The 21,268-nt window shown below is 72.4% G+C and carries 19 protein-coding genes; 9 read left to right on the top strand and 10 right to left on the bottom strand.

Going from position 1 to position 21,268, the window contains the following annotated elements:
* Positions 1-178: 178 nt before the first annotated feature.
* The 8 genes from ACIF6L_RS03435 to ACIF6L_RS03400 form a co-directional block, all read right to left on the bottom strand.
* Entirely contained in the window at positions 179-2,449 is a 2,271-nt protein-coding gene (locus ACIF6L_RS03435; protein WP_396486013.1) for a hypothetical protein, read from the bottom strand.
* Between the two features lie 5 nt (positions 2,450-2,454).
* The gene (locus ACIF6L_RS03430; protein WP_396486012.1) at positions 2,455-2,829 is read right to left on the bottom strand and encodes a hypothetical protein; all 375 of its coding nucleotides are present in this window, start codon (positions 2,827-2,829) and stop codon (positions 2,455-2,457) included.
* A 1-nt stretch (position 2,830) separates the two neighbouring features.
* Positions 2,831-4,753, bottom strand: a complete 1,923-nt coding sequence (locus ACIF6L_RS03425; RefSeq protein ID WP_396486011.1) for a hypothetical protein — start codon at positions 4,751-4,753, stop codon at positions 2,831-2,833.
* 289 nt (positions 4,754-5,042) lie between these two features.
* On the bottom strand, positions 5,043-5,597 hold the full coding sequence (locus ACIF6L_RS03420; RefSeq protein WP_396486010.1) for a hypothetical protein: 555 nt from the start codon (positions 5,595-5,597) through the stop codon (positions 5,043-5,045).
* 50 nt (positions 5,598-5,647) lie between these two features.
* Positions 5,648-5,887, bottom strand: a complete 240-nt coding sequence (locus ACIF6L_RS03415; protein WP_396486009.1) for a hypothetical protein — start codon at positions 5,885-5,887, stop codon at positions 5,648-5,650.
* A gap of 16 nt (positions 5,888-5,903) precedes the next feature.
* Positions 5,904-7,427 carry a DUF2637 domain-containing protein gene (locus tag ACIF6L_RS03410; RefSeq protein ID WP_396486008.1) on the bottom strand — a complete coding sequence of 508 codons (1,524 nt, stop codon included), beginning with the start codon at positions 7,425-7,427 and terminating at the stop codon, positions 5,904-5,906.
* A 101-nt stretch (positions 7,428-7,528) separates the two neighbouring features.
* Positions 7,529-7,888, bottom strand: coding sequence for a WhiB family transcriptional regulator (locus ACIF6L_RS03405; RefSeq protein WP_396486007.1), 360 nt, complete (start codon positions 7,886-7,888; stop codon positions 7,529-7,531).
* Positions 7,888-8,136 carry a hypothetical protein gene (locus tag ACIF6L_RS03400; RefSeq protein ID WP_396486006.1) on the bottom strand — a complete coding sequence of 83 codons (249 nt, stop codon included), beginning with the start codon at positions 8,134-8,136 and terminating at the stop codon, positions 7,888-7,890. The genes ACIF6L_RS03405 and ACIF6L_RS03400 overlap by 1 nt, the downstream gene beginning before the upstream one ends.
* A gap of 561 nt (positions 8,137-8,697) precedes the next feature.
* On the opposite strand from ACIF6L_RS03400, the gene ACIF6L_RS03395 reads away from it, so the two are divergent.
* The gene (locus ACIF6L_RS03395; RefSeq protein ID WP_396486005.1) at positions 8,698-9,543 is read left to right on the top strand and encodes a sigma factor-like helix-turn-helix DNA-binding protein; all 846 of its coding nucleotides are present in this window, start codon (positions 8,698-8,700) and stop codon (positions 9,541-9,543) included.
* Between the two features lies 1 nt (position 9,544).
* The gene (locus tag ACIF6L_RS03390; RefSeq protein WP_396486004.1) at positions 9,545-10,354 is read left to right on the top strand and encodes a hypothetical protein; all 810 of its coding nucleotides are present in this window, start codon (positions 9,545-9,547) and stop codon (positions 10,352-10,354) included.
* A gap of 357 nt (positions 10,355-10,711) precedes the next feature.
* Here ACIF6L_RS03390 and ACIF6L_RS03385 read toward each other — a convergent pair whose 3' ends face one another.
* Positions 10,712-11,590: a TIR domain-containing protein gene (locus ACIF6L_RS03385; protein WP_396486003.1), complete on the bottom strand. Its 879-nt coding sequence runs from the start codon at positions 11,588-11,590 to the stop codon at positions 10,712-10,714.
* Positions 11,591-11,978: 388 nt separating this feature from the next.
* Between ACIF6L_RS03385 and ACIF6L_RS03380 the strand changes: the two genes are divergently transcribed.
* The 6 genes from ACIF6L_RS03380 to ACIF6L_RS03355 all read left to right on the top strand — a co-directional run bounded on the left by ACIF6L_RS03380 (position 11,979) and on the right by ACIF6L_RS03355 (position 19,081).
* A complete protein-coding gene (locus ACIF6L_RS03380) occupies positions 11,979-13,091 on the top strand; it encodes a peptidoglycan-binding protein (RefSeq protein WP_359804062.1) in 1,113 nt (370 codons plus the stop codon).
* A gap of 110 nt (positions 13,092-13,201) precedes the next feature.
* The gene (locus ACIF6L_RS03375) at positions 13,202-14,032 is read left to right on the top strand and encodes a MerR family transcriptional regulator (protein ID WP_352290461.1); all 831 of its coding nucleotides are present in this window, start codon (positions 13,202-13,204) and stop codon (positions 14,030-14,032) included.
* Positions 14,033-14,152: 120 nt separating this feature from the next.
* Positions 14,153-15,445, top strand: a complete 1,293-nt coding sequence (locus ACIF6L_RS03370) for an MFS transporter (RefSeq protein WP_396486002.1) — start codon at positions 14,153-14,155, stop codon at positions 15,443-15,445.
* Between the two features lie 225 nt (positions 15,446-15,670).
* Positions 15,671-17,035 (top strand): FAD-binding oxidoreductase, encoded by a 1,365-nt coding sequence (locus tag ACIF6L_RS03365; RefSeq protein WP_396486001.1) that lies wholly within the window; start codon positions 15,671-15,673, stop codon positions 17,033-17,035.
* A gap of 449 nt (positions 17,036-17,484) precedes the next feature.
* Positions 17,485-17,814, top strand: coding sequence for a hypothetical protein (locus ACIF6L_RS03360; RefSeq protein WP_329488666.1), 330 nt, complete (start codon positions 17,485-17,487; stop codon positions 17,812-17,814).
* Between the two features lie 508 nt (positions 17,815-18,322).
* Positions 18,323-19,081: a pyridoxal 5'-phosphate synthase gene (locus tag ACIF6L_RS03355; RefSeq protein ID WP_329488665.1), complete on the top strand. Its 759-nt coding sequence runs from the start codon at positions 18,323-18,325 to the stop codon at positions 19,079-19,081.
* Between the two features lie 69 nt (positions 19,082-19,150).
* Here ACIF6L_RS03355 and ACIF6L_RS03350 read toward each other — a convergent pair whose 3' ends face one another.
* Positions 19,151-20,218 (bottom strand): EamA family transporter, encoded by a 1,068-nt coding sequence (locus ACIF6L_RS03350; protein ID WP_396486000.1) that lies wholly within the window; start codon positions 20,216-20,218, stop codon positions 19,151-19,153.
* A 152-nt stretch (positions 20,219-20,370) separates the two neighbouring features.
* Here ACIF6L_RS03350 and ACIF6L_RS03345 point away from each other — a divergent pair, with 152 nt between their 5' ends.
* Positions 20,371-21,249: a DUF1906 domain-containing protein gene (locus ACIF6L_RS03345; RefSeq protein WP_396485999.1), complete on the top strand. Its 879-nt coding sequence runs from the start codon at positions 20,371-20,373 to the stop codon at positions 21,247-21,249.
* Positions 21,250-21,268 lie beyond the last annotated feature (19 nt).

Genomic DNA, 21,268 nt, shown 5'->3' with positions numbered 1-21,268 from the left:
CCTCTGGTCTCGCGAAGGGACTGGGATGGCCCCGCAGCGACCGGCTTTCTGCCAAGATCCGGCGGTCGTTGCGGGGCTCTGTGCTGGGTGGGAGCGGGTCTGTCCGGTCCCCCGCACCGTCCGGGCCCCGGCCGCGTGGTGCGGCGGGGCCCGGGTGGCACGGTCGGTCGGGCAGGCGTCAGGCTGCCTGGCCGGGCTGCTTGGGGAGGGGAAGGCCGTACTCGCCGGCGGCGTTCGGGTTGCGGACCAGGTCGCCCTTCTTGGTGAGCCGACTGAGGGTGTTCTCGACGGTCTTGGGGTTGACGCCGGTCATGTCGGTGATCTGGTCGCGGTGCAGGTACATGACCTCGGCGCCCATGGGGTCGCGTCGCTCGTCCAGGACGGTGAGGATCTTCTCCTCGGCGGTGGGCTCCTTGGCGGCGGTCTTCGCGGCGGAGGCGGGCATCCACGCGGGGGCTGCGCCGGGGGTGTCGTCGGCGGCGGGGCCGACGGGGGTGGCGGCGATCAGGTCCCGGTCGGCCCAGCCGGGGAAGTCGTGCGGGAGGGCGATGCGGGCGGGGTCGAACATGCCGCCGGCGGATTCGAGGATCCAGGCGCGCATCATCTCGGCGCGCTCGTCGGGGCCGACGACGTAGCCGACGCCGAAGGTGCGGCGGGGGTCGTCCTCGGCGACGTTCGGGTCGTGGATGAGGGTGTCGGTGCCGCTCTTCCAGAACGCGGGGATCTGGGAGGGGTCGATGCCGTCGAAGCTGCGGGGCAGGTCGACGCGGCTCTTCTGCGCGCTGTCGGAGCGCAGGAGCACCAGCGCGCCGCCGTAGAAGACGTTGTCCCTGATCGAGGTGTCGGAGCCCATCTGGTCGAGGTTGAGGATCTGGCCGCACAGCACGAGCGGCATGCCGAGGGAGCGGCCCTGCGCGGCGAGGACGGAGACGATCCAGCCGGCCTCCGCGCGGTGGGGGCTCTTGTCGCCGAGGAGCTGGACCATCTCGTCGAGGATGGTGACGACGTAGGGGCGTTCCGGGCTGGGCGTGAAGTTCTTGGCCCGCAGGTCCCGGGACTCGGCGACCCGGTGGCAGAAGATCGCGAACGCCACGCGCAACGCTCCGATGGCGCCCTCGGGCCCGCAGCCGGCGTAGGCGGCCATGTCCTCGACGTCGGGGTTGGAGCTGCCCTTGGGGTCGCCGTAGATCATGGCGACGCCGTTGACGTGGTAGCTCAGACCGAGGAGTTGGAGGACACCGCCCTTGCCGGAGCCGGTGACACCGGCGATCAGGACGTGGCGGGCGCCGCCCTCGGGGTCGTAGAGCTGGACGCGGGCGGGCTTGCCGGACACCCCGGTGCCGAGCTGCACGAACCCGTTCCCGTTGGCGAGCAGGGTGTCGGGGCCGGGCAGGGGCCAGCCGTCCTCCAGCGGGGAGCGGTCCATCATGCGGAACACGGCCCGGCGGGGGTCGTCGGTGCGCTCGACGGACACCAGCAGGGGCACGGTTCGCAGGGCTCCGGCGATCGTGTAGACGTCGGGCACGGTGAGGGCGTCGGTGTCGTCGTCGGCGACGATCCACGCGGCGACGCCGCCGGTGGCGGGGTCGGGGGTGACCTCTTCGAGGTGGGTGCCGGGCATGCAGCCGCCCTTGCGGGCGACGCGCCGCAGCCACAGGGCCTCCAGCGCGCCGTACCGCGGCTGGTCGTCGGCGGGGGCGACGAGGTGGACCAGGATGTGCCGGGAGCTGGTGTGCGGGCCGTCGGTGATGTGGACCTGCGCGGCGGGGAGGCGGTAGACGCCGGACACGGTGTCCGCGGTGACGGTGACCGGGCGGCCGGGGTCGGCCTCGATGATGCCCTCCCACGCTTCGGGGCCGTGGGCGTGGAGGGTGAGGTGCTGGCCGGGGTGGGTGCCGTACTCGCCGGAGATGTGGGCGTGCCAGCGCTCCAGCACTCGCAGGACCTCCGGCGCCAGCACGGGCTCAGCCCGCTCGGTGGCGGCCGCGGCGGGCTCCGGCCGGCTGCCACCGAGCACACGTCGCAGGGAGAAGGCGACCAGTCCGGTCGTGCCCCACCAGGCGGTGGAGACGAGTCCGGCCAGGGACGGCATGGTCATCCATCCGGCGAGCAGGGCGTCGATGCCGGGCATGCCCTGGAGGGTGGCGGTCGCGGCGGCGGTCGCGGTCGCGATGGTGGATAGGAAGAACGGCCGGCGGTGGGCGCGCAGGATGTCGCCGCCCGGCACGCCGGCCAGCACCTGGTCGGACAGGAGTCCGGCGAAGTTCGCTCCCGCGACCAGGGCGGGGGCGGCGAGGAACGTAGAGACGGTGGTCGCGGCCTGCGGGTCGAGGAACGGCATGACGGCGGCGGTCACCAGCGGGGCAGTGACCTCGGCGACGGCGAACGCCTTCTCCCGCGACGCCTTCGCCACGGTCGGGGTGGTCTGGGTGAGTTCGGGGGTGGTCATCGCTGCTACTCCTGGGTGTACCAGCCGCGGTCGGCCATGGGGACGGTGGAGGAGTCGGCGGCCTGCTGGATGCCGTCGTGGGTGTCTTTGGCCTGGGCGGCGGTGGCGGCGGCGGTACGGCCCGTCTCCTCCGCGGCGCTCTCGTAGGCGATCGCCGCCTCCGACAGGCCCCGCATGATCCGGGAGACCTCGCGGGTCTCGGCGACCGTGGCGGGGTCGACGTGCATGTACGTGATCTGTTCGGCGATCCGGCCGGTGTCCTGGGCCTCGGCGGCCTGCGCGGTGGCCAGTGCCTTGAAGGCCGCGGTGTCGCGGCGTACCTCGTGGGTCAGCTCCCGGACCTGGCGGACGAGTTCCCGGTAGGTCAGTCCTGTGGCCATGTCAGCTCCCCTGCTTGTCCTGGTAGAACTGCCGCTCGGCGGGTGTCGTGAGCGGGCTGTCGACGACGGCCTTGTAGATCCCGCCGTGGCGCACCCGCGCGTTGGCGGCCAGCACCCTGACGGCCTCCGCCCCGCGTTGGGCGGTCTTCTCGGCGGTCTCGGCCTTGATCCGCAGGTCGTGGGCGCGTTCGGCGAGCCGCCGCAGCGTGTTGACCAGCGCGACACCGCCCTTGACGTCCGCCGCGTCCTCGGCAAGTTGCTGGGCGCGAGCGGCGTGCGCGACGGCGTGTTCCCGGGCGGTCTTGCTGTCCTCGATGATCTGCGTCAGCACCGGCACCTTGGCCTCCATGCGCTGCTCGAACTGCCGCAGCGTGCGCACCTCGCCACGGCTCAGGGAGTACTGCCCGGTCCCGGGGCCCGTACCGGTCCTGAACTGGACGCCGTCGCCGTCGACGGCGACGTCCCTCACCGGCACCGCGGCCGGGACAGTGCTCTTGGGCGGGGCCGTGGGCTGCGGCGGGATACCCGGCCGGGCCGGTGGCGCGCCGGGAGCGGTGGGGCCGGTCGGGGTGGCCGGCTTGTTCGCCAGATCGGCGGTCGAGCCGCTCACGGGAGCCATCTGCGGTGCGGCCGGCGGCCCGGGGCGGGTCTTCGGCGGGGTCATCGTCGTCCTCTCTGCCGAGGCTGCGGCTTCGGCGGCGGTCGGCTTCCCGGCATCGGGCGTCTTCGCGGTCGGCGCGGGCTTCCCGGTATCGGGCGCCTTGGTGGTGGGCGGCGTTTTCGCGGCGGCCGCGGGGGTGGGCTCCGCCGGAGTCGCAGGGGTCGGCGGGGCGACCGGTGGGGTCGGGGTGGTCGGGCGGGGTGTGGGCTTCGGGGTGGTGGCGCGCGCCTTGTCCTCGAAGGCCTTCGCGCCGGCGAACTTGCTGTCCAGGCCCTTCGCTCCGGCGGGCTTCACCGGGCTGACCGGTTTCGGTGCGGGCGCCGAGGTGTCCGGCGTCTTCGCCTCGGGTGTTTTGCCGCCCGGACCACCCGGTCCGGTGTTCTCGCGCTTCGGCTTGGTGTCGCCGGCCTTTGGCGACGGGTCCGGCTTCGCGGCACCGGCCTTGGTGGGCGGGCCGCTCGGGTCGGGGGTCTTCGGCGCCTTGGCGCCGCCGGTGCCGGGCTGGGTGTCCGGCTTGGCCGGCGCCGCGCCGGTGGGCTTGGCCTCGGTGTCCTTCGATGCGGACGTCTTCGCGGTCTTCGTGTCGCGGTGGTGCTTGTCGTCGTTGTTGGTGCGGGCCGCGGTGTCGCTCTTGGCGGCCTTGGTGTCGGAGGTCTTGGCGTCCGTACTGCCCCGGGTGTCCTTGCGGGTCTTCGACGCCGAGGACGTATCGGCCTCGACGCTCTTCGCGTCCGCCGTCTTCGCGTCGGTGGCGTCGGCCTTCTTCACGTCGCGGTTCGCCGTCGACTTGGCCTCGGTCGCGTCGGCCTTCTTCAGGTCGCGGTTCGCGGTCGTCTTCGCGTCGGTGGCGTCGGACTTCTTGACGTCCCGCAGGTCCCGGCCCTGGTGCTGGTGCTGGCTGGTCTTGTTGTTCAGGTCGGCGATCTTGGCGTCGCGGTTCGTCCGGTGCTGAGCGCTGCTCTCGTTCTTCGCGAGCCGGTCCGACTTGTTGGCGTTGGTGGTGTTCGTCGAGTTCCCGGAGACTCGGGTCTCCTTGACGTCGTGGCTGCGCTTGACGCTGGTCGTGGTGCCGGTGCGGCGCAGTCGCTCGGCGACGGCCCGCACCAGGCTGGCGAGGGCGCCGTCGCGCTCGCCGTTGCCGCGGGTGTCGCTGCCGGTGCCGGTGCCGTGGCCGCCCGACGGGCTGCCGCTGTCCGTGGCGGCGGCGCTCTGGGCCAGGGCCGTGGTGGTGCCGATCGGCTCGGTGGGGCGGGCCGGCTGCACCGGGGCGAGGATCTGCGCGAGCGCGCTCGGAGGCGCGGCCGCAGTCGCGCCGGGAGTCGGCGAGGCCCCTGTCGGAGAAGCCGGGGTGGGGACCCCGTCCGGGGGCGCGGGCGGGTGCGGCGGGGGGAGCGGGATGCCGGGAGCGGCGGGTGTGGCCATCACAGATTCCTCACTCTGAGCGACCTCCCACCCACCCCCCACCCAGCGCGAAAGCGTCCTCCCGACCCCGTGAGTGGGTGGGAAAGACGCTTCTCCGGATGGGGGGTGGGTGGGGGGAGGTCACTATCCGTTACGGACGGGCGAACCTTCGCTTCATCCAGCCGACGGCCACCGCGCTGCCGGCGACGCCGAGGACGACCAGGCCGACGCCGGAGTTCGAGCCGTCGTCCTTCGCGTCGGCGACCGTCCGGGAGGTGTTGACCATCCCGGACGCGTCCACGGCGGGGTAGGCCTTGCCACAGTCGGCGATGGCGTTGTAGGCGCCGCCGGCCTTGGCCACGCACGCCTGAACGGCCTCGCGACGGGCCTTCTGGACCGGGCTCTCCTGCTCCGCGACCTTGGCCAGATCAGCGGCCTGCCTCTGACGCTCCAGGTCGAGCTTCGAAGCGTCCAGGGCGATCTGGGCCTTGCGCACCTCGGCGTCGGCCTCGGCGGAGGAGTAGGTGGACCAGGCGATCATCCCGGAGGCGGCCAGGACGACGGCTCCGGCCCCGATCCCGGCCTTCATCCGGGGCGAGAGGCGGGCGTTCGGGGCGTAGGCGCCGTGCAGCGGCGGCGACTTCCACGACGGCACCGAAGTGATGTCGTAGGCCGGGTCGTTGTAGACCGAATCACGGTCGGGCATGACGGACTCCTCTTCTTGGGCCCGGTGGGGGCAGTGGGGATTCGGGCAGGTCAGAGCCGGTAGGGCTCCAGCGAGAAGAACAGGACGACCCCGTCGCGGAGCTGGGGGTCGCGCCGCCCCAGCCACTCCCGGACGCTGCCGTAGGCGGCGCCGCGGGCGCTGCCGGGCGGGAACGTCGAGTCGCCGGAACGCGTCACGACGGCGAAGCCGCTCCCGACCGGGACCTGCAACGTGATCAGCCACGTGTGGGTGGGCTCGGGGATCTGGTCGGCGGTGGTGTCGGTCTGCATGGCGGGTCCTTCCAGGTCAGGCGGTGGTGGCGGGCGGGGTGTAGCCGGAGGCGATGAGTTCGGCGGCCTCGGCGCGGCGTCCGGAGGCGGTGGCGATGGACACGCCGAGGGCCTCGGCGATGGCCTGGAGGGTGACGGCCTCGGGGTCGCCGTTGCCGTCGGTGAGGATCATTCGGGCGACCTTGCGGGTGGCGCGGGCGGCGGGGGTCAGCTTCGCCGCGTCATCCGCTTCGACCGCACGCAGCTCGGTTTCAGCGGTGCGTGCGCGGGCTTCAGCGGTGCGTGCGCGGGCTTCAGCGGTGCGCTGGCGGGCGGTCTGGGTGGCCGCTTCGTGGTCTGCCTGGGCGCGGCTGGCGGCGGCCGCGTCGCGGTCGGCTTCAGCCTTGCTCTTGGCCGTTTCAGCGGCGGCCTTCTCCGCTTCAGCCGCGCGCTTGGCCGTTTCAGCGGCCCGCAGCCGGGCGGCCTGGGCGGCCTCCTCCGCCTCGGCGTTGGCCGTCTCCCGGGCGAGCGCCAGGCGCTCCGTTTCAGCCGCGCGGGCCCGGGTTTCAGCGGCGGCCTGCTCGATTTCAGCGGCCGTCTGGTCGACTTCAGCGGCACGCCGGCGGGCGTCGGCGGCCTCCTGTTCGGCGGTGGCGGCGGCCATGACCGTCTCGGCCTGGTCGATGCGTTCGGCGGCCTCGGCCTCCCGGCCGGCGGCGACGGTTCGGGCGTGGGCGTGGGCCTTGGCGGTCGCGGTCTCGGCGCCGATGTCGTACCCGGCGGCCTCGACCTGCCCTTGCGTCCGAAGGCGGGAGATCTGCGTGGCGGCCTTCCTGGCTTCGGCGCGGGCGGCGACGTCGGCGTCGAACGCCTCCTTGCGTTCGGCTCGCAGCCGGGCCCGCTCCTCGGCCCCCACCGGCAGGGCCAATGCCTCCTCCACGCTCAGCCCGAACGGGGCCATGGTGAGGGGGAGCAGCAGGTCGGGTGGCACGTCCTTGAGGTCCTTGCCGTGCTCGCGCTCCAGCATGGTCCGGTAGACGATCCGCTCCTGCTCCAGCTCGACGGCGCGGGCGTAGGAGGGGATGCGGTAGAGGCGCATCTGCCGGTATAGGCGCGGGGTGCGGACCGGGGCGAGGATCCAGCGGTGCAGCGGGACCCCGGCCGACTGGTGGCCGGCCTCGATCTGGGTGATCCGGATGACCAGGCGCCGCCCGGCCTCGACGGAGGCGACGAACATGATCGGGATCACGGCGTGCATCGCTGTGCCGGTCGGATCCTTGAGCAGGGGTCCGGCGGAGGCGGCGTTGAAGTAGATCGTGGCGGCGGTGAAACCGTGGGCCAGCAGCCGCAGCACGGGCCACGGGGTGCCCTTGCGGATCAGGTGCAGGTCCATGGCCAACAGGGCCACGATCCCGGCGTCCACACCGATCGGGAACGCGTAGCTGAAGTCCCCGAAGCTGTGCCTGAAACCCAGGTCCCTCAGCGCGGTGTAGGAGCCGGAGAACCCGATGCCGGCGAGCGTCGCGCCCCCGACGGCGGCCAGAACGGTCAGCCCGAGCATCAGAGCACCGGGCGCGGTGGCCCGTGCGGTTGAAGCGGCCGCGCGTGTGGTCGAAGCGGTGGCGGCCGGGGTTGAAACGCCCGTCGGGGCGGCCACGGTCGTCATCGCTCACCCCCGGCGGCCGCACCGGTCCGGGCGCGGACCGTCCGGCGGAGCAGGCTGCGGCGCTCGGCGGCGGTCAGGCCACCGAAGACGCCGTACGGCTCCCGGCGCTCCAGCGCCAGCCCCAGGCAGAGCGAGCGGACCGGGCAGCCGGCGCAGAACATCTTGGCGCGGCGCTCGGCCCACTCGACAGCGGCCGGGGACAGCTGGTCGGGGTCGGGGAAGAACAGCTCGCTGTCGGCCCCGGCGCAGGCGGCGCCGCGCAGGTCGCTCTCTCCGTCCGGGGTGTACTCGGCGAGAACGGTGACCGCCGGGCGGGCGCTCAGGTGCGGGGTCCGGGTTGCCTTGAGGCGGCGCATCAGGCGGCCACCTTCCAGCTCCGGGCCCGGCTCCGCTCGGCGGTGCGCATCAGCGCGGAGGCGAAGCGCGCGGTCGGCGGGGCGAGGTCCCGCAGGATGTCCTGCGCGGCGTCGAGCCGGGCCAGGCGCTCCAGCGGCGACTCGTCCTCGGGGCCGATGAACAGCTCGGCGTCGATGCCGATGCCGATGGCGAGTTCCGCGAACTCGGCGAGCGTCATGGCCTGCTGGCCTGCGACAATCAGCTTCATGGGTCGTGTCCTTAGCTCGGACGGCCCTGAGCGGCCCCGGTGTTCCAGCACCGGGGCCACAGCCGTGAAGGGGGATCGGTGCTCAACGAGCAGCCGCGGAACCCCGACGTGCCGCCCCGCCTGCATCGGGTGGGGCGGCACGTCGAGAACCGTGAATGCTGGTGGAGCAGCCTCACCGGCCGGTAGAGGCCCGGCGAGGCGACCTATGTCTCTCGCGGATGATCAAGTTCATCGGGCACCTCCTCGGTTCGAGCGATCAGGGGAAACTCACTGCAAGGGGGGCCACGACGCCCCCACTCTCCGGCCGTTGCTCGCGGTCGCCGGGCCACCTCGCCAGTCAGGGCCGGACCTAGCCGAACCCCTATCCCCTGGCCTTTGCGGAGATTGCAGCGTCCTCCGCCTCAGCATTTGTGCAGGTCAAAGAAGCGATAGGCCCATCCCTTGGTTGCTTAGGGGGGCTTTCGCTCTTGCCTGATACCCAAGGTAGGCAGCACCTGTCTGGGCGTCAAGTCCCCCTCGCGGTACTCTTGCTTCGCCCCCCTAGGCAGTGAAGGGATGACCATGCACGAGGAACTGGAACGGGTGGCCAACGTCGCCGTCCCGATCGAGCGCGCCAAGGCGGCAATCGCGCTGATGGCGGACTACCAGAACCGGGTAGTCGAGCTGTCCCGCGTCCGCCGCGAGGCAATCGAAGAGGCCTCCATGTCGGGCATGTCGCAGACGGAGATCGCCGCTCTGCTGGGTGTCAGCCGCGGGCGTGTCGGCCAGCTCGCGTCCGCCGGCCCTGCCCCGGAGCGCGCGTTCTTCGGCTTGGGCCCGATGACGGTGGCGCTCGGCGGTAAGTACGAGGCCGGGAAGTCGCAGGACGAGAACCCCAGTGAGGTCGTGACTAGGGAAGACCTCAGCAACTACGAGCATCTGCGCAAGCTGTTCGCCAGCCTGAAGCTCGACTCCGACTCGGAGGTGATCCCGCCGTCCGGCATTGTGAACCTGAACCGCGACCACCTGGTAGTCATCTGCGGCCCGCGGTTGTCGCCCATCGTGGCCCAGGTGCTCGAAGGGGACGACAACCTGCGTTTCCGCAAGGATCGCGCCTGGCACCTCGTGGACCTGCAGACCCAGACGGAGTACCGCTCGCCGCTCGACGAGGACGGAACGGCCGGCGATGTCGGCTACCTCGCCCGGTTGCCCCGCCTCGACGGCAAGGGCATGTTCCTATACATCGCGGGTATTCACGCGATCGGCGCCAACGGGGTCGTCCACTACCTGGAGAACCATCTGGGCGAGCTGTATCGCGAGGTCAAGTCCAAGCGATTCTCGGCTCTCATCTCCTGTCGCTACGACCCCAAGACCCTTGAGGTTTTGGAGAGCAGCAGGGTGACTCCGATCTACCGACACGAGGCGTGACATGCGCGTTTCCATCGCCACCCTGCCCGGCGGCCTGAGGCCAAACGAGGACTGGGTGGGTGCCACGCCGTCGCTCGCTGTTGTCCTGGACGGCCTCAGCACAGTCGGCCTGGATACCGGGTGTCGACACGGCGTGCCGTGGTATGTCGGCCAACTCGGCGGCCACCTGATTGCTGCGCTGGCTGACCACGGCAGGTCGCTCAGCAGCGGGCTTGCCCAGGCCCTTGAGCAGGTGGCGGCGCTGCACCCTGGCTGTGACCTAGCGAATCCCGGCACCCCGTCGGCGACAGTCTCGATCCTTCGCGCTGGCGGCGGACAGCTCGACTACCTGGTGCTCGCTGACTCGCCAATCGTCTTCGAACGGGACGGCGAGTACCTGGTGAAGACCGACCTGCGGGTCGACACAGTCGTGCCGGAACTTCGGGCGGAGACCGAGCGCTTCGCCACCGGCACGCCGGAGCACACAGAGAGCGTCCGGCGCATGGTCACGGCCCAGCGGCTCACTCGGAACACACCGGGAGGCTATTGGGTCGCAGCGTCCACCGGAGAGGCAGCCGGCCACGCGCTCACGGGTGTGATGCCACAGGACGGCGTCACCGCGGCCGCGGTCATGTCGGACGGCGCAGCTGGGCTCGTCACCGACTACAACGCGGCGTCCTGGCCGGAGGTCTTCGCCAAGCTGAGGGCGGCGGGGGCCGATGGGCTGATCTCCTACGTCCGCGAGGTCGAGGCCACGGACCCGGACGGCGTGCGCTGGCCCCGCTACAAGGCGAGCGACGATGCGGCGGTCGCGTTCTGTCAGATGCCATGAGTTGTGGGCCAGCCTGAGCCAGCACCAGGGCAGGCTGGCCATCGTCGGCCAAGCGTGACCCGACCCGGCGTGAGCTGTCGCCGGGCAGCAGCTCACACAGCCATCGGCCTCCGAAGCCTCATTTCTGGGCTGAGCCAGGCGCAGAGTCGATCCGGGGAGGGCTCCGCCAGTGACCCAAGTGCCGAACCCCACCAGCGCCAGCGGTCCGGATGCGCAGCTAGCCACGCTCGGCGCGGTGGCCTGCATGGAGACCGAAACCAGTGCATCGCAGATGCACACCGGGCCGTAGACACCGAGGTCCGGGGCGCAGACCCCGGACCTCTTAGAAGAGGCGCGAAGCACCGAAGGTGAGCGCACCTATCGAAGGTCGCCGAATTCTCGCCTAAGGGTGGCCAGTACATCACCGAAGGTTTGCCGAATCTGGCCGCTCTCGAATCGAATTTGCTGAACTCCATCCATATTGGAGAAGAGCTCAATGCCTTCCTCGACTACGGCAATAGCGCGGGCGAATCCGAATCTGCCCTGAAATAGCCCAAGCTCGTGTACGACATTCTGACGAGCTCGCATCTCTCCGGAGATCGCCTCGTCCTCCTTTGTGAGGACGAGAAGTGCAAAGGAGCTGGTTTCAAGCATCTCGCCAAGGATGTCGCGGATTGTATGACCGTGTCGGGTTCCGGTCTCATATGCCTGCACGGTGTAACTGTGCTGGTCGGTGAGGTGGTCTTTAAGGTCACGCCATGCAGAGCTTCGCCCGTGACCAATGAATATCGTCGGTCTGTCTGGCGGGGGAGGAGGGGGTCCTGGGATGCGAGAAGCCTCCTCGGCTTGGTCGAATATGGCAAACACCGCTTCAATCTCGCTGCGACTGGACTTTCTGACAGTAACATTGCATGAGTCCGACAGGGCGGAGAAATGAAAGGAACGGTCGGTTGAATGTCGGGAGAGTGAAACGCGAGTGAAGCCGGTGCGATATTCTGCAAAGAACTCCTCGCGAGAGTCGAAAGACCACGAGATGAGGCCTTTTGATATTTCCATGGTCATGCTGATCGGACCGCCCCCAGAATGATCGCCGACCACATCTAGGGCGCGCTCCAGTGTGCTGGCGTCAAACCGAGTCGAGTTGAAAACTTTAGTCTTCTGCACGTTGCCTCGCCGCGTCTGGATCTTGGCGGCATGATACTCGCGATTCGGGAGGTGGGTAGAGAGGTTGGCCGTAGCGATCTCGATCGAGTTCACTTCGACTCTGGCGGTTGCTCTGAGTCGTGGTGCGCGACTCCCGCGCAGGTTGGCTGTGGGCCAGTTGTGGGCCAGAGCGTCAGGGGAGGTCGAAACCCGAGTGCTCGTGCCAAGGTCGGAGGGCATTTCGACCAAAGCATGAATCTGATCTTGAAAACTGTCGTGCGGTGACCCCGCACCGTGGGTTCGAATCCCACGCTCTCCGCTGGTTGGAGAACCACCTGCTCAGGGCGGGTGCCGACGTCGAGTCGGCACCCGCCTTCTGCGTTTCCGGGGTGGAATTCACCTGAACGGGGGGTTTGGGATGGGGGTGTGCTCGTGAGGGGGTGAGGGGTTCGTGTGTCGGGCGTAAGGGGCGGACTGCCCTGGGCCCGGCGAGGAGAGACTGATGGCCTGGTACCCCGGCGCTGAGAAGCTGGAGCTTCAGCCCGAGTCGGACGACCAGCCGGCGATCGTGCCGACGCAGGTGATCTTCCACAGCATCGCGGCGCCGTGGGCGCCGCGCCGAATCTACGAGTACTGGCGGGACTCGACCAATCTGGAGTCGCACTTCGGGGTCGGATACGACGGCAGTGTGGGCCAGTTCATCGGGACGGAGACCCGGGCGGACGCCAACATGGGGGCGAACCGCAGGGCGGACGGCACGGGGGCGGTGAGCGTCGAGTCGGCCAGCAACGACCAGAACACCGATCCGTGGACGGACGCGCAGGTCGCCGCCCTCGTCGCGCTCGGAGTCTGGCTGCACGGGCGGCACGGGATCCCGGTGCGGGCCTGCCGGAGCGCGAACGACCCGGGCTTCGGCTTCCACCGGCTCTTCCCGGAGTGGTCGGACGGCGGTACGTCGTGCCCCGGGGACGCCCGGGTGCGGCAGTTCTACGACGTCGTGCTGCCCGGCATCGCCGCCGCCGCGGGCGGCGGTCCGTTGCCGCCGCCGCCCCGGTCCGACACCGCGCCGGTCCGCCGGCGGGTGACGATCAACGGCCTGGAGTACGGCTACGGCGCGCACGGGCCGCAGGTCCGCGAGGTGGGCGAGGCGCTGGTGGCGGCCGGGCACGGTGCGCACTACACGACCGGTCCGGACGAGGACTGGCGGGACGCCGACACCCTCAACTACCAGGACTACCAGCGCAGTCTGGGGTACTCGGGCAGTGACGCGGACGGCGTCCCGGGCGAGCAGTCGCTGCGCCGGCTGCTCGGCCGGCTGCCCTCGCCGCGCCGCGTCTCGCTGGCCCACGTCGTCGCGGCGGCCCGGACCGACCCGGGCGCCGAGCAGGGCCACCAGACCTACGGCGGCGAGGTCCGGATCGTCGAACAGGCGCTGGTCGACGAGGGGTTCCTGGAGCAGCGCTGGGTGGACGGCTCGCTGGGCAGCACGACGGTGCAGGCGTACGCGGCCTTCCAGCGCAGCCTCGGCTACGCGGGCTCGGACGCCAACGGCATCCCCGGTCAGCGGAGTCTGCGGGAGCTGGGGCAGCGGCGGGGGTTCGACGTGACGGACTGACGGGCGGACGGACTGTCGCGCGGACGGACGGACGGGCCGGGGTGCCCGACCCGGCCGTGGGCGCCGGTGCTTGACCATGACACGGTGTGAGGCTCTGCACTGGAGGCATCATGTTCAACATCGGAGACTTCGCCAAGCACGGCCGGGTGTCGGTCCGGATGCTGCGCCACTACGACGCGATCGGGCTGCTGCACCCGGCCCGGGTCGACCCGGTCAGCGGCTACCGCTCCTACGAGGCCGCCCAGCTCGCCCGGCTCAACCGCGTCATCGCCCTCAAGGACCTCGGCTTCACCCTGCAGCAGGTGCGGGCCGTCCTGGACGAGCGGGTGGACGCGGCCGAGCTGCGCGGGATGCTGCGGCTGCGGCAGGCCGAACTGGCCGCCGCGATGGCGGCGGACGCCCAGCGGCTGGCCCGGGTCGAGGCGAGGCTCCGGACGATCGAGAGCGAGGGAACCATGCCTGCACAGGATGTCGTGGTGAAGCGGGTGCCGTCGGTCCGGGTGGCGGAGCTGACCGCCGTCGCGGCCGGCTACGAGCCGGAGGACATCGGACCGGTGATCGGGCCGCTGTTCCAGGAGCTCTGCCGACGGCTGGCGGAGGCCGGGGTGGCGGAGGCCGGGCCGTCCGTGGCCCGCTACGAGGACATTCCGGAGGGGGACGGCGCGGTGCTGATCCGGGTGGCGGTGCCGGTCGGGGCGACGGTCTCCGGCGCTGCGGAGCACGGCTTCGAGGTGGTCGACCTGCCGGAGATCCCGGAGGCGGCGACCATCGTGCACCGGGGGTCGATGGACGACGCGCTGGGCGCCTTCCAGACGCTGGCCCGGTTCATCGACGAGAACGGCTACCGCTCCACGGGCTACGCGCGGGAGCTGTACCTGGAGTGTCCGGACGCGCCGGCGGACTGGGTGACGGAGTTCCAGGAGCCGGTGGTCCGCCTGTAATCAGGCGAGGAGGGAAGGGGAGGGGAGGGGAGGGGAGGGGGAGCAGGCGCGGGAGCGGGCGCGGCGGGGCCGTCGGCGGCCTTGCCCTTGACCTGGTCGAGGCCCCTACGGTCGGCGGACATGGCCACCGACACCGGCACCAAGCCCGCCGACCCACCCGCGACGGACACCGGCACCAAGCCCGCCGGCCCTCCCGCCCGGGCCGCGCTCCCGGGCCCGTACCTGCTCTGGCTGGCCGGCACCCAGGCCGGTCTGCTCGGCGACGCCGCGCTGTACCTCGCCCTGGGCTGGGCGGCCTCCGCGCACGGCGGGGGCGCGGCAGGCCTGGTGCTGACCGCGATCACGCTGCCCCGCACCGTCCTGGTCCTGCTGGGCGGCGCGGTGGCGGACCGGTTCGGTGCCCGCCGGGTGATGCTCGCCGGGGACGCGGTGATGCTGGTCGCCGCCCTGGCCCTCGCGGCCGCCGCGGCTGTCTGGGGCACGCCGCTCCGGCTGCTGCTCCTGGCGGCTGCCGTGATCGGCACCGTCGACGCGTTCTACCTCCCGGCGAGCGGATCGATGCCCTGCCGTCTGGTGGGCGCGGCGCAGCTGCCGCGGGCCCTCGCGCTGCGGCAGGCCGGCGGGCAGACCGCCGCCCTGCTGGGCGCACCGCTCGGCGGTGTCCTGGTCGCGGCAGGCGGCCTGCCGGGGGCGGCCCTGGTGGACGCGGCGAGTTTCGGGGTGCTCCTCCTGGTGCTGCTGAGGATCCGGCCGGTGGAGCCGGCGGCGGCGCGGCCGACCGACCGGGAGGCGGCGGGGCGCGGACCGTCCGCGCCGGGGATGCTGCGCGAGGCGGCGGCCGGGGTCCGGCTGGCCCTGGCGGATCCGCTGCTGCGCGCCGCGCTGCTGCTCACCGGTGCCGCGGCCGGGGCGCTGCTGCCGGTGGTCCCGCTCCTCGCGCCGCTGCTCGCCCGGGCCCACGGCTGGGGTGCCTGGTCGGCCGGGCTGTCGGCCGGTGGACAGGGGGCCGGGGTGCTCGCGGTGGCGGGGCTGGTCTCCTGGCGGGGCGGCCTGCGCAGGGCAGGAGCCGGGGCGGCGGCCGGGCTCTGCGTGGCCTCGGTGGGGACCGCGGTGCTGGCCTGGGCGTCCGCACCGGCCACGGCGGTGGCGGGCAGCGTGCTGGCCGGGGCGGGGTCGGGGCTGTTCGCCTGCCACCTCGGACCGCTGGTGCTCCGCGGTGCCCCGGTCGGCCATCTCGCCCGGGTCCAGGCCCTGTTGACGCTGGTCCAGAGTGCGGCGCTGGTGCTGTCCACCGGACTGCTCGGACTCCTCGCCGAGGTGGCCGGCGCCAGGTGGCCGACGACGCTCTGCGCGCTCGCCGCCGGCGGGGCGGGGCTGGCGGCCTGGGCGTCCCCCGCACTGCGCCGGGTCTGAGCCGCGGCCCGTGCCGTCGCTTCGTGGACCGAGGGCCGAGAACCGGACAGGGGCGGGCCGGAGCGGCGTACTTGCCGGTCGTGCGGTGGCGGGGCAGAGTGCGGGCAGAGGCGATGGGCGGCGTACGGCTCGATCTCCTACGACTCGGCGGCGTGCGGCGCGACCGCGTACGACCGGCGGCGTGAGGCCGGGGCGGCGTGTGCCGGGCGGCGATCGGAGGCGGCGATGAGTGATCTGACGGACCGACTGGCGACGGGGCTCCCGGGTGGGGCCCTGGTGGTGGACCCGGACGTGATGGCCGCCTACAGCCACGACATGGCGGGCTTCTGCGCGGCCGGCAGCCCCGCCGTGGTGGTCTTCCCGGAGACGGTCGAGCAGGTGCAGCACGTCCTGCGGACCGCCACCGAGCTGCGCGTACCGGTGGTGCCGCAGGGCGCCCGGACCGGGCTCTCCGGCGCGGCCAACGCGGTGGACGGCTGCATCGTGCTGTCGATGGTGAAGATGAACCGCATCCTGGAGGTCGATCCGGTGAACCGGATCGCGGTGGTGGAGCCGGGCGTGGTGAACGCGGAACTGTCCAGGGCGGCCGGAGAGGTGGGGCTGGCCTACCCGCCGGACCCGTCCAGCTGGGAGTCCTGCACCATCGGGGGCAACATCGGCACCGGCGCGGGCGGGCTCTGCTGCGTCAAGTACGGCGTGACCAGTGAGTACGTGCTGGGCCTCGACGTGGTGCTGGCGGACGGGCGGCTGCTGTCCACCGGTCGTCGGACGGCCAAGGGGGTGGCGGGCTACGACCTGACCAGGCTGCTGGTCGGTTCGGAGGGCACGCTGGGCGTGGTGGTGGGCGCCGTGGTGGCGTTGCGGCCCGCTCCGGCACCGCAGTTGGCGCTGGCCGCGGAGTTCCCGAGCGCGGACACGGCGGGCGCGGCGGTCTGCGAGGTGATGGCGCGCGGCCTCACGCCGTCGTTGATGGAGCTGATGGACACGGTCTCCGTGCGGGCGGTCAACGAGCTGGGGCAGATGGGGCTGCCGGAGTCGACCCAGGCCCTGCTGCTGGTGGCCTTCGACGGGCCGGACCCGGCGGCCGAGCTCGCGGTGGTGGGCGCGATCTGCCGGGCGGCGGGCGCGACCGAGGTGGTGCCGGCCGAGGACCAGGCGGAGTCCGAACTGCTGCTGCAGGCACGCCGGCTGGCCCTGCCCGCGATGGACCGGCTGGGGACCACGATGATCGACGACGTGGCGGTGCCGCGCTCGCGGCTGGCCGAGATGCTGAACGGCGTCGCCGCGATCGCCGAGCGGCACGCGCTGACCATCGGGGTGGTCAGCCACGCGGGCGACGGCAACACCCATCCGATCGTCATCTTCGACGCGGACGATCCGGAGGAGTCGGCCCGGGCGCAGCGTTCCTTCGACGAGATCATGGCGCTGGGGCTTGAGTTGGGCGGCACGATCACCGGGGAGCACGGGGTCGGGCTGCTGAAGCGGGAGTGGCTGGCACGCGAGCTGGGGCCGGTGGCGCTGGAACTGCAGCAGCAGCTGAAGGCGGTCTTCGATCCGCTGGGCATTCTCAACCCCGGCAAGGCGGTCTGATAATCAGCCCTGAGCGTCTTTCCAGGGCCTTCGGCCGCCGCATTCCCATGGGCTAAGTGGGATGGTGGGATAGTCGCAGGATGGCTGGATATATCGACAAGGTCGAGTGGCCCTCCGCAAAGGGGGCGCGTTCGCCTATGTCGTGCGCCAGGGTGGTGCGCCTGGTTCTTCGTGTGCTCCCCGCGCGCCGCTCCCAAACGTCGCGCCAGGCGCCACCGTTCGGGCGAAATGCCAGGTGAGTGCCGGTGTGTCGGCGCACTGTCCGCTGGAGCGCTCGTTATTCACTGTCGCCCTGGATATCACGCTAACGGGCGAAAACGGGGGCGCTAGGTGGTGCTTTGTCGATTTGTTGCGGAAGTCTGTCTCTCGGCGTCGCAGCCCGCAGGGGTTCGTCTGGCCGACGAACTCCCGCACACAATGCACGATTTACAGCTTTCTTGGAGGCTCTCATGGTTCGCACTCGCCACCGCCGGCTGGCCGGTCTGCTGGTCGCGGCCCCGCTTGCGGCCGGTCTGCTGCTGGCGGGCGCCGGCGCCGCCGCCGCCGACAACGGCGCGCTGGCCAACGACGGTTCCAACAGTGGGGTGGTGTCCAACGTCGGCACGGGCAACGTCTTCGGCTCCGTCGACGGCAACTACGTGTCCACCCAGCAGACGGCCACCGGGTCCGGTGCCTCGAACCAGGCCAACACCCTCGCGGTGAAGGACAACTCGGGCACCATCCTGGCCGGTCAGTCCAACAAGAACTTCAACATCGTCTTTGCACCGGTCTTCAACTGACGGGAACGGGTGCCACCGCCGGCGGGGGCGCCGGAGGTGGGTGACCGCGAGTGGGTCGAGCGCTCGCGGTGGGGCTCGAAGTGAGACAACTCGATGCAGGGAACCGGGTAGCGGAAAGGGTCACCGCAAACCGGCCTCGTGGGCGGTGCCGTCGATCGGCACCGCCCACGAGTGCGTTCACGCACCCAGCCCGGAAGGCGCGGCCCCGGAGCGCTGTGCCCGGAGCGCTGTGCCCGGAGCGCCGTGCCCGGAGCGCCGTGCCCGGAGCGCCGTGCCCCGGAGCGCCGTGCCCCGGAGCGCCGGACGGAGCGCGGCCGCCACCCACGCGCGCCGGAAGCCGCCTGCGGCCGGCTCGCGCCGGTCCCTACGCCCGCTCCCGACGAGGGCGCGCACCGAGCGGTCACCCGTCGGCGGTACGGTTGCGCTCCGACAGCGCACCTCGCGCCCGGGGCCCCGACGGCCCCGCCGGCGAGGGGCTGCGTCCGCGGCAACCGGAAGGAAGGGCGCGATGGCAGCGGAGGAGGAGGGCCTGAGCGGCCCGGGCGAGGCCAGGCCTGCCCCGGGATCGGAATCGAGGCCCGAGTCGAGGCCCGCGCCCAGGTCCGTACCCGAGCTGTTGCTCGGCCGCCCGCCGATGGCCCGCCCGCTGCCGTCCTTCGACGCCGAGTCGGCACCGGCCGAGCCCGGCCTGCTCTTCGCCGAGTGGCTGGCGACCGCGCTCGCGGCCGGTGTGCTGGACCCGCAGGTGGCCACGCTCTCCACGGTGGACGCCGACGGTCTGCCGGACGCCCGGGTGCTGGTGCTGCGCGATGTCGACGCCTCCGGCACCGGCTGGGTCTTCTCGGCCGCCGCGGACAGCCCCAAGGGCCGCCAGCTCGCCGATCACCCGGCCGCCGCGCTCACCCTCTACTGGCCGCCGCTGGGCCGTCAGGTCCGGGTCCGCGGCACGGTCGAGCGGGCCGCCGACCAGGTCGCGGCGGCCGAGTTCGCCACCCGCTCCCCGGCCGCCCGGGTCGGTGCGCTGGTCGGCCGGCAGAGTGAGCCGCTGGCCTCGCTGGCCGAGTACGACGAGGCGGAGGCGGTCGCCCGCCGCCGGCTGGAGACGACTCCGGACACCGTCGCGGCCGGGCACGCCGTCTACACGCTCTGGGCGCACGAGGTGGAGTACTGGCAGGGCGACGCCAACCGCCGCCACGTCCGGCTGCGCTACACCCGGACGGGCCCGGTCCGCACCCCGGAGTGGTCGCGGACCCTGCTCTGGCCGTAACGGACGCCCGGCGGGGCCCCCTCCGTGCAGGAGGCTGCCCCGTCACTCCGCCCCCGTCACTCCGCCCCGTCATCGCCGCCCGGTGAGCGTGGCCCCCACGCTGGCGGCCACCACGCAGCCGATACCGGCCAGCTGCACCGCGCCGAGCAGCTGGCCGAGCACCACCAGGCCGACCAGCGCGCTGACCGCCGGCTCCAGGCTGACCAGGACGCTGAACACCCGCTGCGGCATCCGTCGCAGCGCGGTCATCTCCAGCGCGTACGGGATCACCGGCAGCAGCAGCGAGACCCCGGCCACCGCGACCAGCAGGGTCAGCGGCGAGGCGCCGGGCGCGGTCAGCCCGTCCCAGGCCTGGCCGAGTCCGAACGGCGCCAGGGTCAGGGCGCCGACCGTCATCGACACCGCCAGCCCCTGGAACCCCTGGAACGCGGCGCCGACCTTGTCCGTGAACAGGATGTACGCCGCGTAGCAGGCGGCCGCGCCGAAGGCGTAGGCCAGGCCGACCGGGTCGAGCGACGATCCGCCGCCGCCCTCGCCGAGCAGCGTCAGCAGGGCCACTCCGCCGGCCGCGAGCAGCGCCCAGACCAGATGGCTGGCCCGGCGGGCGAAGATCAGCGCGACCGCGAGCGGGCCGAGGAACTCGATCGTCGCGGCGGTGCCCATCGGCAGCCGGTCGATCGCTCCGGCGAAGAGCAGCGTCATCCCGGCGGACGCCACCCCGAGCAGACCGGCGGCGGCGAGGTCGCGCGGCCGCCGGCCCCGCAGCCTGGGGCGGGTGACGGCGAGCAGGATCACCGCCGCGAACCCGAGCCGCAGGAAGGTCGTGCCGCTCACCCCGAGCGGGTCGAAGAGCGGCTTGGACAGCGCGATGCCGAGCTGCACCAGGAACATCGCGGCCAGACACAGGAACGGCGCCGGGATTCGCTCCGGGCGCCGCACGAGCTTCGAGTACCGCCGGCCGGACGGCTCGGCGGGTCGCCTGCCCGGTGACAGCCCTTGGCCCGGGGCCCCGCCTCGTCGCCAACCACCGCGCTCGCCGGCGGGCTCGCCCTTGGGGGCGGGCGGCATGGCAAGGGCCTCGGCGACGGCGGCGGCCGGCGTCGGGGAGGTGGTTTGGCCGGTGTGGGACGTGGGCATAGTGGCGAGTTTGCCGTAAGGAGTGACTTGGGGGCAAGCTCGTTACCAAAATGCGGACGGATGCGGACGGGTGCGTCCGAAAGGGTGAGCTTCGCCGGAGCGTGCGGCGCGGTTGCCGTATTCGTCCGATGGCCCGTCAGTATCAAGGCGGGGTGCGCTATCTCCGCCCCGCGGCCCTGGCCGCCGCCTCCCTCGTGCTCCTGCTCGCGATCGACGGGGCAGGCGTGAGCGCCGGGGCGACCGCTCCGGTGGCCGCCGCGGCACCCCGCATCCGGGCCACCGTCCTGCCCGACCGGTCCGGCCCGCCCGCCCAGCGGGTCCGCGACCTCTACAGCGGCGCGGCCTTCGACGCCTGCACCGCACCCCCGCTCGACACCCTCCGGGCCTGGCGCGGCACCTCCCCCTACGGCGCGGTCGGCATCTACACCAGCGGGTCCCAGCGCGGCTGCGCCCAGCCGGGGCTCACCGCCGACTGGGTCGGCCAGGCGCGGGCGATGGGCTGGCGATTCCTCCCCGTCCACGTCGGGCTGCAGGCGCCGTGCAGCGAGCTCAAGGGCAAGCCGCAGCGGATCGACCCGGCCCGCGCGGCCCAGCAGGGGCGGGCCGAAGCGGCCGAGGCGGTCCGCGGCCTCACGGCCGTCGGACTCGGCAAGGGCAGCCCGGTGTTCCTGGACATCGAGTCGTACCCGATGCAGGACCCGGCCTGTGGCCAGGCCGTCGTCGACTTCGCGCTCGGCTGGACCCAGGGGCTGCACGCGGTCGGCTACCGGTCCGGCTTCTACTCCAGCCTCGACTCCGGCGTCGCCGACCTCGCCGCGGCCGCCCGCGCGGGCAGCTCCCCGCTGCCCGACACGCTCTGGTACGCCCGCTGGGACGACCACGCGGACACCGCCGACAGTGGCGCCCTCACCTCCGACCTCTGGGCCGACCGCCAGCGCGTCCACCAGTACCGGGGCAACGTGACGGAGACGTACGGCGGCGCCACGCTCACCGTCGACCGCAACCAGGTGGACGCGCCGCTGGCGGGCTGACGGGCCGGGCACCCGGGCC

It is taken from the genome of Kitasatospora sp. NPDC086009, from assembly GCF_044540385.1.
In the GTDB taxonomy this organism is placed as follows: Bacteria; Actinomycetota; Actinomycetes; order Streptomycetales; family Streptomycetaceae; genus Kitasatospora.
This window is presented reverse-complemented; position numbering and strand designations above follow the sequence as displayed.